7 protein-coding genes are annotated in these 11,716 nt (G+C 69.8%); all 7 read right to left on the bottom strand.

Annotation, left to right across the window (positions count from 1 at the left end; genetic code table 11):
• Positions 1-100: 100 nt before the first annotated feature.
• Positions 101-682: a glutathione peroxidase gene (locus AC07X5_RS00580; RefSeq protein WP_409955783.1), complete on the bottom strand. Its 582-nt coding sequence runs from the start codon at positions 680-682 to the stop codon at positions 101-103.
• A 255-nt stretch (positions 683-937) separates the two neighbouring features.
• Positions 938-2,146: an HD-GYP domain-containing protein gene (locus AC07X5_RS00575; protein WP_494768644.1), complete on the bottom strand. Its 1,209-nt coding sequence runs from the start codon at positions 2,144-2,146 to the stop codon at positions 938-940.
• An 85-nt stretch (positions 2,147-2,231) separates the two neighbouring features.
• Positions 2,232-5,342 (bottom strand): efflux RND transporter permease subunit, encoded by a 3,111-nt coding sequence (locus tag AC07X5_RS00570; protein WP_494768643.1) that lies wholly within the window; start codon positions 5,340-5,342, stop codon positions 2,232-2,234.
• Between the two features lie 21 nt (positions 5,343-5,363).
• The gene (locus AC07X5_RS00565) at positions 5,364-6,572 is read right to left on the bottom strand and encodes an efflux RND transporter periplasmic adaptor subunit (protein WP_494768642.1); all 1,209 of its coding nucleotides are present in this window, start codon (positions 6,570-6,572) and stop codon (positions 5,364-5,366) included.
• A 53-nt stretch (positions 6,573-6,625) separates the two neighbouring features.
• The gene (locus tag AC07X5_RS00560) at positions 6,626-8,050 is read right to left on the bottom strand and encodes an efflux transporter outer membrane subunit (RefSeq protein ID WP_494768641.1); all 1,425 of its coding nucleotides are present in this window, start codon (positions 8,048-8,050) and stop codon (positions 6,626-6,628) included.
• Positions 8,047-8,781, bottom strand: coding sequence for a TetR/AcrR family transcriptional regulator (locus tag AC07X5_RS00555; protein ID WP_494768640.1), 735 nt, complete (start codon positions 8,779-8,781; stop codon positions 8,047-8,049). The genes AC07X5_RS00560 and AC07X5_RS00555 overlap by 4 nt, the downstream gene beginning before the upstream one ends.
• Positions 8,782-8,867: 86 nt before the next feature.
• The gene (gene glnE, locus AC07X5_RS00550; RefSeq protein ID WP_494768639.1) at positions 8,868-11,612 is read right to left on the bottom strand and encodes a bifunctional [glutamate--ammonia ligase]-adenylyl-L-tyrosine phosphorylase/[glutamate--ammonia-ligase] adenylyltransferase; all 2,745 of its coding nucleotides are present in this window, start codon (positions 11,610-11,612) and stop codon (positions 8,868-8,870) included.
• Positions 11,613-11,716: the final 104 nt, after the last annotated feature.

Below are 11,716 nucleotides of genomic sequence, written 5' to 3'. Positions count from 1 at the left end.
GCTCATCACGTCCTTGCGATGGATAGAGTAAGGGCGTTATGCAGAAGTTCCAGTACTTCCCCTGCATTTTTTTGAAGAAATGTAAAGAAAACATGCGCTTTCACCGGGTTGGTGCGGTCGCCAGCTGTTGTTCGATGGCACGGACCAGGCCTTTGCTGTCCGGCGCCGTGAGGCTGGTGTAGCTGTCCACCAGCTTGCCGTCGCGGCCCAGCAGGTACTTGTGGAAGTTCCAGCGTGGCGGGCCGGACATCTGGGCGAGCTGGCGGAACAAGGGCGAGGCGTCGGCGCCGGTCACCGCGCTCTTGGCGAACATGGGAAATTTCACCCCGAAGGTGCTCTCGCAGAAATCGGCGATCTGCTGGTTGCTGCCGGTTTCCTGCGAGAAATCGTTGCTGGGAAAGCCCAGCACCACCAGCCCCTTGTCTTTGTAGCGGGCATAGAGGTCTTCCAGCCCCTTGTACTGCCCCGTGAAACCGCAGAAGCTGGCGGTGTTGACCACCAGCACCACCTTGCCGCTGTACTGGCACAGCGATTGCGGCTTCTCGTCCTGCAGGCGCAGGTAGGTGTGCTGCAGCGTGGCGGGGCAGGATTCGGACGGCGCCGCGAAGGCGGACGGCATGGCGCCAAAGCACAGCAAGGCTGCCACCGGGGCCAGGGCGAAAAGACGCGAAAACTGGATCATGAGGACACCTCCCGTGTTGTTGGGGGTCAATTTAACCAGTGAATCATATTTTGTCCACATAAGTTTTTATTTGTACTGATCGGTTGCGGTGGGTGGCAGCGCGCGCCGCCGTCCCCTGCCGGCAGGCGAGAGGTCTTGTCAGAGGAATACGCAGCCTAAAGGCTGCCGGATGCGCAGGGCATGGCCCCCCGGTGCCGGGAGCCCTGGCAGATCCAAAAAAGGAGAGGCGCCCGCACAGCCGCGGGTGCCGGGTGCTCAGACCAGCGGCAGCAGCCGGTTGAGCGAGAGCTTGACGCGCACGTCCTTGTGCGCGACCACGCCGACGATCTTCCACTGGGGCTGGGCGGTGTCACGGGGGATCAGCTCGCCCGTGGGCATGCCCAGCCGGTTGGTGACCACGGCCACCCGGGGGGTGGTGCCGCTGGCGCCGCGGCGCAGCACCACGGCGACTTCCTGGCTGGCAAGCTTCACGAAGGCGCCCGGCGGGTAGATGCCCAGGGCCTTGACCAGGGCGGCACCGGCCTCGTCGACCTTCTGCTCCTCATCGTAGTAGCTGGCCTGCATGGCGGCGGTCACCGGCATGGGCGAGCGCGCGGCGCGCGGCGCCAGCCGGGCACCGAAGACGTCGGCACGCTGGATCAGCCGGGCCATCTGCAAGCCGGGGCTTTTCTGGCTGAACGCACCGGGGCTGCGGTGGTGGTGGTGGCGCACGGCCTCCAGCCACAGCTCGCTGTGCACGCCCAGTTCGCGCAGCAGGGCTTCGGAGCGCGCGGCGTGGTCCTCCACGGCGGCGATCTGGGCCGAGGTCAGGGGCTGCATCTGCTGGGCCAACTGGTCCTGCAGTTCGGTCATGGCGATGTTCATGGACAGGGCTGCCTGCCCCACCACCTGGACATGGGCTGCGGGCCAGCGCAGCATCTCCCGGGCCACCACCATGCAGACGCAGGCCACCAGCATCGAATGGGTGCCGCTGTACATGCGCGTCTCCTGCGCCGACAGGTAGATCAGCGCCAGCAGCGTGGCGTCAGGCGACTGTTCGCAGTTGCGTGCCAGTTCCGCGTGCAGAGGCTGGAAGCGGTCCGGAAAATCAAAGGCATGGGGGCTACGCAGCAGCTGGGTCGCGCGCTCCTGCAGGGCCGGCCAGTCCACCACATAGGACGGCGCGTCGCGCTCGCGGGCCGCTGCCTGGGCGCCAGCCGTCATCTTGACCGAGGCCAGCTCCCCGAGATTGGTGTCCTGCCGCAGCATGCGCTGCAACTGGGCCACATAGGCGCGGTAGCTCTCGCCGGACTCTTCCACGTCCACGCACAGCTGGCGGCCCCGGCTGAGCATGGTGCCCAATTCGTCCCGGCTCTGTACCACGAAGCCCTTTTGGGCCAGCAGCGTGCCATCGGCACCCCGCAAGGCGAATGGCAGGGGGTGGCCGAGCTGGATCGATCCGACGTTGATGGTGACGAGGTTCATAGCGGTGCGCCATTATCCCGCCGCCCGGGGACGCCTTAAAGGGCGCAAACCCGGGTGGTTTGCGCCCTTTTGCACAGATGCGTGCTCAGGGTATCGCGGGCGCTTGTTCCGGCCTGGCGGCCGGCGCCTGGGGCGGCAGGCCGCGCAGGCGCCGCTGCATGCGGCCGAACCACTGGCCCACATCGTCCACCCCGGTGAACACGGCCGGGATCACCAGCAGGCTCAGGAAGGTCGAGGTGATCAGCCCGCCGATCACGGCCACCGCCATCGGCGAGCGGAAGCTGGCGTCCGCCGCGCCGAAGCCCACGGCGATCGGCAGCATGCCCGCGCCCATGGCCAGCGTCGTCATGATGATCGGTCGGGCACGCTTGTGGCAGGCGTCGATCAGCGCCTCGAAGCGCGTCATGCCATGTTCGCGCCGTGCCAGGATGGCGTACTCCACCAGCAGGATGGAGTTCTTGGTCGCAATGCCCATGAGCATGATGAGCCCGATCAGCGAGGGCATGGAGAAGCTCTTCTGCGCGATCAACAGGCCCACGAAGGCACCGCCCAGCGACAGCGGCAGCGCCGCCAGGATGGTCACCGGGTGCAGGAAGTCCTTGAACAGCAGCACCAGCACGATGTAGATGCACAGCACGCCGGTGAGCATGGCCAGGCCGAAGCTCGCGAACAGCTCGCCCATCACCTCGGCATCGCCGATGGTGATCTGGCGCACGCCGGGCGGCAGGTTCTTGATCGACGGCAGCGCGTCCACGGCCTTGGTCACGTCGCCCAGAGGCAGGCCCGAGAGCTCGATCTCGAAGTTCACGTTGCGCGCACGGTCGTAGCGGTCCACCACGGCCGGCCCGCCGCTGAACTCCAGCGTGGCCACCTGGCCGAGCATCACCGGGCCCTTGGCGCCGGGCACGGCCAGGCGTTCGAGCAGCGACAGGTCCTTGCGCGCATCGTCCTGCAGCTTGACGACGATGGGCACCTGGCGCGAGGCCAGGTTCAGCTTGGGCAGCGACACGTCGTAGTCGCCCACGGTGGCGATGCGCAAGGTCTCGGCGATGGCGCTGCTGGTCACGCCCAGGTCGGCGGCGCGCGCGAAATCGGGGCGCACCGCGATTTCCGAACGGATCAGGCTCGCGGTCGAGGACACGCTGCCCAGGCCGGGGATGGTGCGCAGGTCCTTCTCGACGGCGAGCGCCGCCGTCTGCAGCGCCTGCGGGTCATCGCCCGTGAGCACCAGCACGTACTTCTCGCCCGAGCCGCCCAGGCCGACCTTGCTGCGCACGCCGGGCAGGCTCTCCAGCGCGGCGCGGATCTGGTTCTCGATGCCCTGCTTGCGCGGGCGCTCGCCCCGGTCGGCCAGCAAGATGGTGAGCGTGGCCTTGCGCGTCTCGGCGTTGGCGCTGCCCATGAAGGGGTCGGAACCGGCCGATCCGCCACCGATGGTGGTGTAGACGCTCTTGACGTGGTTCACCGCCGCCACGCGCTGGCGCGCGTCCTCGGCCACCGCGCGGGTCTGGGCCAGCGTGGCGCCGGGCGGCAGCTCCAGGTAGACCTGGGTCTGGGAGTTATCGTCCGGCGGGATGAAGCCTGTGGGCAGGAGCGGGATCAGCGCCAGCGAGCCGATGAAGAAGGCGCCCGTGGCGATGAAGGTGATCCAGCGGTGCTTGATGCACCAGGCCGCCCAGCGCAGGTACCAGCCCATCCAGCGCGGGTCCTTGTGCTCGTCCACGATGGGTTTGAGGATGTAGGCTGCCATCATCGGGGTCAGCACCCGGGCCACGACCAGCGAGGCGAACACCGCCAGAGCGGCCGTCCAGCCGAACTGCTTGAAGAACTTGCCCGCGATGCCGCTCATGAAGGCCGTGGGCAGGAACACGGCGATCAGCGTGAAGGTGGTGGCCACCACGGCCAGGCCGATCTCGTCGGCCGCCTCCATGGCCGCCTGGTAGGGTGTCTTGCCCATGCGCAGGTGGCGCACGATGTTTTCCACCTCCACGATGGCATCGTCCACCAGGATACCGACCACCAGCGACAGCGCGAGCAGCGTGATCACGTTGATGGAAAAGCCCAGCAGGTACATGCCGATGAAGGCCGGGATCACCGACAGCGGCAGCGCCACGGCCGAGACGAAGGTCGCGCGCCAGTCGCGCAGGAACAGCCAGACCACCAGCACGGCCAGCAGCGCCCCCTCGTACAGCAGGTGCATGGAGCCGTCGTACTCCTCCTGCACCGGCGTCACGAAGTTGAAGGCTTCGGTGATCTCCAGGTCCGGGTGCTGGGTGCGCATTTCGGCGAGGGCCGCCTGCACGGCGCCGCCCACCTCCACCTCGCTCGCCCCCTTGCTGCGGGCCACCTCGAAGCCCACCACGGGTTTGCCGTTGAGCAGGGCCATGGCGCGCGGATCGGCAAAGGTGTCGGACACGGTGGCCACCTGGTCCAGGCGCACATGGCGGCCATCGGACAGGGACAGCGTGAGGCCCGCCAGCTCCTGGGCCGACTGCACGGTGGCCAGGGTGCGCACGGGCTGCTCGCTGCCGCCCAGGTCGGTGCGGCCGCCGGCGCTCTCGGTCTGCACCAGGCGCAGCTGGCGCGACACATCGGCCGCCGTGGCGCCCAGCGCCTGCAGCTTCATGGGGTCGAGCGCCACGTGCACCTGGCGGTCCACGCCACCCACGCGGTTCACTGCGCCCACGCCGCGCACGGCCAGGAGCTTCTTGGCCACGTCGTTGTCGACGAACCAGGACAGGGCCTCATCGTCCATGCGGCGGGAGGCGATGGTGAAGGCCAGCACCGGCTGGGCCGCCAGGTCCATCTTGGTCACGATGGGGTCGCGCACATCGCCCGGCAGGTCACCGCGCACGCGCGCCACGGCCGAGCGCACGTCATCGAGCGCCTCCTGCGTGGGCTTTTCCAGGCGGAACTCGGCCGTGATGGTGGCGCCGCCGTCCTGTACCTTGGTGTAGATGTGCTTGAGGCCCTGAAGCGTGGCGATGGAGCTCTCGACCTTGCGTGCGACATCGTTCTCCAACTGCGCGGGCGAGGCGCCGGGCAGCGAGATGGTGACGGAAATGGTGGGCAGGTCGATGTCCGGGAAGTTCTGCACCTTCATGCCGTTGAACGACAGCAGGCCGCCGAAGGTCAGCAGCACGAACAGCATCAGGGCCGGTATGGGGTTCTTGATCGACCAGGTAGATACATTCATGGTGAATGCTCCTTGCGCTGCTTACTTGGTGGCCGAAGCCGGGGCGGCCGCGGTGGGCACGGTCGCAGTGCCCTGCACCCCGACCGGCGCGGTGTTGGACACGCGCACCAGATCGCCGTCGTTGAGGAAGCCGGCGCCGCGCACGGCGATGGCCGTGGTCGGCTCCAGGCCCGAGAGCACTTCCACCCGGTCTGCCACGCGCCGGCCGGTCTGGATCTTGCGCTGCTGCACGCGCTGGTCGCTGCCCAGCGCGAACACGTAGGAGAAGCCGTCGCGTACCACCAGGGCTTCCTGCGGCACGGTCAGGGCCTCGCTGCTGCCCAGCGCGAACTCGCCGCGCGCGAACATGCCGGGCAGGATGGCCGAGAGCGAGGTCTTGGCGTCGGTCGGCGTGTCCATCGCGGTCGAGGGCAGGTCCACATAGACCAGGGCGTTGCGCGTCTGCGGGTCCACCGTCGGGCCGACCATGCGCACCGTGCCCTGCACGGTGGTGCCGCTGGCGGCCGTCACGCTGACCTTGGCGCCGGGCTGGATGCGCGCCAGCTCGGTCGAGGTGACCTCGGCGCGCCATTCGAGCCGGCCCTTGCGCACCATGCGGAACAGTTCGGTGCCGGCGCCCACGACCGCGCCCACGGTGGCGCTGCGGGCCGAGATGATGCCGCTGTCGGGCGCCACCACCTGGGTGTATTTCAGGCGCAGCTGCTGGGCGTTGAGCTGGGCCTGGGCGGCCTCGACGCGCGCCTGGGCCGTCTTCTCGGCGGTGGTGTACTGCTGGATCTGCTGCTGGCTCAGTGCGCCCGAGGCCTGCAGCGAACGCGCGCGCTCGGCATTGGCGGCGGCCTCGGCCGCCGTGGCCTGGGCTTCGAGCACGCTGGCGCGGCCCTGGGCCACCTCGGCCTGCGTGGTCTCGGCCGAGAAGGTGGCCAGCACCTGGCCGCGCTTGACGACGTCGCCCACGTTCACGCGCACGTCGGTCAGGCGCAGGCCATTGCTTTCGGCACCGATGATGGCCTCCTGCCAGGCGGCGACATTGCCGTTGGCGGCCAGGCGCAGCGGCACGGCGATACGCTGGGGCTGGGCCGTGGTCACGGTCAGCGCCGGGCGGGGCTGGTTGGCCTTGGGCTCGTCGGCCGCGCGCGAAGCGCCCGAGAACACCAGGGCGCCGGTGGCAGCCAGGACGCAGGCGGCAACGACGGCCAGCGTGGAAGCGGAGAGTTTGAACTGGTTCATGAAAGGGGTCCGTTCATCCGGAAGGTGTCAGGAAAAATGGGGTGGGGCCGGGCTCAGCGGGTGCCGGCCTGGGCGGTCTCGGCCAGGTCGGGGGCCGTGGTGTCCCAGCCGCCGCCGGCCGCACGGTACAGCGCGATCCAGGCGGACTGGCGCTCGTGCTGCAGGGCCAGCAGCGCGTTCTGTGCGGCCAGCGCCGTGCGGCGTGCGTCCTCCAGCTCGACCAAGCTGGCCAGGCCACCGCGCCAGCGCGCGTCGGTGGCATCGAAGGACACGCGGTAGCCCTCGGCCGCGGCGCGGGCGCTGGCATTGCGCTCGGCCGTGCTCTGCAGCCGCACCAGGGCCTGCTCCACCTCGCTCACGGCTTGGCGGATGCGGGCGCGGTACAGTGCCACCGATTCGTCGTAGCGTGCGCGGGCGGCGTCGACCTGCGCCGCGCGGCGCCCGCCGTCGAACAGCGGCAGGCTCAGGGTCAGCGGGCCCAGCGTCCAGGCGTCCACGTCAAGGGTGCTGCCGCCGGCGCGGCTCCAGGCCTTGCCGATATTGCCGCTGAGCGACAGGCGCGGGTAGCGCTGGGCCTGGGCGCTGCCCACCTCGGCACTGGCGGCGGCGACCTCGCGCTCGGCGTTGTAGACGTCGGGGCGCTGGGAGATCACCTGCGCCGGCAGGGCGGCAATGGCGAACAGGCTGTCGGGTGCGGGCGTGATGGGCGTGGCCGTGATCAGCTGGCGCAGCGCCGACTCCTCCTGGCCGGTGAGCGCCACGAGGGTCTTGAACTCCACGTCGCACTGCATGCGCTGCTGCGAGGCGCGGGCCGTGGCTTCGGCGGCGCTGGCGCGCGCCAGGGCGGCAGTGGCCGGGGCCGTGAAGCCGGCGCGCTCGCTCAGGTCCGACAGGCGCGAGGTCTCGCCGCGCGAGCGCGCATCGCGCTCGGCCACGTCCAGTTGCTGCAGGCAGGTGCGCAGGCTGCTGGTCTGCAGCGCCACCTCGGCCGCCACGCTCACGCGCGCTTCGTGCCACAGGGCCTGGGCGCCGGCCAGGCGTTCGCTGGCGGCATCGCGCGTGGCGGCATTGGCGCCGAACAGGTCCACTTCCCAGGCCGCCTGCAGGCCGGCCTGGCTGGTGGTGGCCAGTCCGCCGACCTGCGCATTGGCGCCGCGGCTGGTGGTCGCCTGGGCATCGAGCGTGGGTTTCAGGGCGGCGCTGGCGGTGGTCTGCGTGGCACGGGCCTGCAGCAGGCGCGAGCGGGCCTGGGCCACGTTCGGGCTGATGCTTTGCGCCGCCTCGATTAGCGGCACCAGCGCCGGGTCGTTCCACTGGCGCCACCACTGCGCCAGGTCGGCCATCTGCCCGCCGTGCGGCAGGGGGGCGGCCCAGCCCGCAGGCGGCTGCACCGGGACCGTCTGGGGCGGCCGCGCGGTGCTGCAGGCGGCCAGCAGCAGCACGCTGCAGACGCCCAGGGTTCGAACAAACCATGTCATTCCTCTTCCTCCTTGTTCTTGTGCCTGCGCGGTTCGCGCAGTGCCTGGCGGCGTGCCACCTCGCCCTGGATCATGGACATGGCATAGCCGGTCAGGCGTTCGGCCCAGGCATCCGCGGTGGCGGGGCCTGCGAGTTGGGGGGCAATGGCGGCGATGGCGTCGCGCTGGGTCCACAGCAGCATGACCAGGCCGCCGATCGAGAACGCCAGGCGGTGCATGTCGTCGTCGATCTCGGGGACGCCCATGTGCTCGCACAGCAGCTGCACCAGGGCCATGTGCGGGGCTTTGCACTCGCGCTCGATCAGCTCGGGCCAGACATGGGTAGGTTCGAGCAGCTCGCGCACATGCAGGCGTGTGGCCTGCCGGACCAGGTCGTCGTGCTTGAGCGGCTCCAGCAGGCCCGTGAAGTAATGCCCCAAGGCCTGTTGCAGGCTGAGCCCGGGGGCGGCGAACACCGCGATCAGGTCGCTGCCGCTGCCAAAGGGCTCATAGAAGGTGGCCGTGTACAGCTGCGCCTTGTCGCCGAAGTGGTAGCCGATGGCGGCCACATTGGTGCCCGCTGCGACGGCAATGGCACGCACCGAGGTGCGGGCAAAGCCGTTCTCGGAAAACAGCCGCAGCGCGGCCTGCAGCAGGCGGGTACGCGTGTCGTCGCCATCGCTGCGCGCGGCCCGGGGCGGGCGCGCTGCGCGCTTGGGCGCAGGCTCGGGAATGGGCGGGGCAGAATGCATGGCGGTGGATTAGACCACCATAATTCAAACAAGTGTTTAAATTGGCGTGACATTCGGCAACAGGCCGCCGCCGGCCGGGTGGCCGCTCAGCGGCCGCTGCCGAAAACCGCCGCCCAAAGGGCCAGCACGGCATCGCGCTCGGCCTGCAGGGCTGGGGGCGTGACCTGGGTGGGCACTTCGTCGAGCCGCGCCCGGTGCTGCACCCGGCGCAGCTCGCGGTAGGCGTCGGCCGCTGCATGGCCCACTCCGGCCGGCAGCAGGCCGACCTGCTCCGCGCGCTGCAGCAGGGCGATGTTGCCCACGTTGGCCACCAGTTCGGGGTGCGCCCCCGATTGCGAGAGCACCAGGTACTGCACGGCGAATTCCGCGTCCACCATGCCGCCCGGGCTGTGCTTGACGTCGAACTGCCCGTCGCGCGTGGGGTGGGCCTGGGCCACCTTGGCGCGCATGGACACGATCTCCTCGCGCAGGGCCATGGGGTCGCGCGGCGAGGTGATCACGGCCGTGCGCACCGCGTCAAAGCGGGCTTCCAGCTCGGGCGTGCCCATCACGAAGCGGGCGCGCGTCATGGCCTGGTGCTCCCAGGTCCAGGCGGTGTTGCTGCCGCGGCGTTCCTGGTAGTTGGCATAGGCCTCGAAGCGCGTGACCAGCAGGCCCGAGCTGCCGTTGGGCCGCAGCGCGGTGTCGATCTCGTAGAGGTCGCCCTCGCCGGTCTTCACCGTGAGCCAGTTGATCAGCTTGCGCACGAAGGCAGCGTACACCTCGGGCGCGCGCTCGTCGTCGTCATCGAAGACGAACACGATATCGAGGTCGCTGCCGTAGCCCAGCTCCTTGCCGCCGAGCTTGCCATAGCCGATCACGGCGAATTGCGGCACCTCGCGGTGGCGGGTCTTGAGGCGGTTCCAGCACCACTGGGCGGTCACGCGCAGCACGCTGTCGGCCAGGGCGCTCAGGTCGTCGGCCACCTGCTCGACGGTGATGCGGTGCTCCACGTCGCGTGCCAGCGTGCGGAAGGTCTCGGCATGCTGGGCGCGGCGCAGCAGGTTGAGCAGGGTTTCGTCGTCGTCTTCCCCGGTGGAGGTGATCGAGGCCAGGCGCATGGCCAGCTCGCGCTCGAAATCGGCCACCGAGAAGCGTTCGGCCAGCAGGGCGTCGCCCACCAGCTCGTCGATCACGCCGGGGTGCTGCAGCAGGTAGCGGGCGGGCCAGCGCGCGGCGCCCAGCAGGTGCAGCATCTGCTCGTGCACGGATGGGCGCTCCAGCAGCAGGGCCAGGTAGCTGTCGCGGCGCAGCAGGGGCTCGAGCCAGTTGGCCATGCGCACGGCGGCTTCTTCGGTCACCCGGCCTTCAGTGAGCCACTGGGCCGTGCGCTGCACCAGGCGGAACAGGCGCGCGCGGGTCTCATCGCGCAGGCCCTGTACGCGCGGGTGGTTGCGCCACTCGGCCACGCGTTCGCGGAAACCAGGGGGCAGTTGCTCCAGCAGGGCCTCCAGCTCGGGCGGTGGCGCAGCAGATGCGCGCGGGCCGCCGCAGCCGCCCTTGCTGCACTGCTTCTTGGCGTTGCCGCCGAGCAGGGTGTCGAACTCCTGGGCCACCAGTTCGCGGTGGGCGTCGAGCTCGTGCAGGAAGGCGCAGCAGTCCGGGTAGCCCATGGTGCGGGCGATCCATGCCAGGTCGTCGTCGCGCGTGGGCAGCACATGGGTCTGCTGGTCATCGAGGTACTGGATGCGGTGCTCCACCCGGCGCAGGAAGACATAGGCGCGTGCCAGGGCATCGGCCGTCGGCTGCGGCATCAGGCCGGCCTGGGCCAGGCGCTGCAGCGCATCGAGCGTCGGGCGCCGGCGCAGTTCGGGGAACTGGCCGCCGCGCACCACCTGCAACAGCTGCACGGTGAATTCGATCTCGCGGATGCCGCCGCGCGAGAGCTTGACGTCGTTGGCGCGCTCGGGATGGCCGGCGCTGCGCTTGGCCGCATGGTCGCGGATCTGGCTGTGCAGCAGGCGCAGCGCATCGAAGACGTTGTAGTCCAGGTAGCGGCGGAAGACAAAGGGCAGCACCACGCCGCGCAGCGCCTGCACCTCGGTGCCGGCAATGCAGTCGCGTGGCGCCACCACCCGGCTCTTGAGCCAGGCAAAACGCTCCCACTCCCGGCCCTGCACCTGCAGGTATTCCTCCAGCGCCGCCAGCGAAACGGCCGCGGGGCCCGAGTTGCCGTTGGGCCGCAGCGCCAGGTCCACGCGGAACACGAATCCGTGCTCGGTGGTGTCGCCGACCAGGCTGTAGATGGCCTTGACCGCGCGCGCGAAGTACTCGTGGTTGGAAATCCGGCCCCGGCCGTCCGGCGTGCCGGCGGTCTCGCCATCGTGCCCGTAGACGTAGATCAGGTCGATGTCGCTCGACACATTGAGCTCGCGCGCGCCAAGCTTGCCCATGCCGATGATCCACAGCTGCACGGGTTGGCCCTCGGGGCCCTGGGGGGCGCCGTGGCGCGCATCGAGTTCCTGGCGCGCCTGGGCGCAGGCGCGGTCCAGGGCCAGCTCGGCCAGTTCGGTGACGGCGCAGGTGATGTCGGACAGCGGCGCCTGGCCATCGCAGTCGAGCTGGATCAGGCGCTCCATGACCAGCTGGCGCAGCACGCGCAGGGCCGTGCCGGTGTCGTTGCCGCGCGCCAGCAGGGCATCGCAGACGGCATCCATCGCGGCGCGCCGGGGTGCCCCGGCGGGCAGCAGGGTCAAATCGCTGCCGTAGCGCCGGTGCAGACGCTGCAGGAAGCGGGAATGTCCGGCCAGCGGCTCGCCGTCCTTGAAGGGGTCGTTGCAGGACAGGGGCATGGTTTCAGGCGTGGCAGAGGCGGGTGCCCCAGCCGGTTGCCAGCACGGGGCCGCGGGCTGCTGCACACACAAGGACACTGGTTCTCATTGAACCCACAGGCGCA

Source organism: Acidovorax sp. GW458-11-26-14-TSB4 (assembly GCF_059423865.1).
The sequence above is the reverse complement of the archived record's forward strand: the minus strand, read 5'-3'. Positions and strand labels throughout refer to the sequence as shown.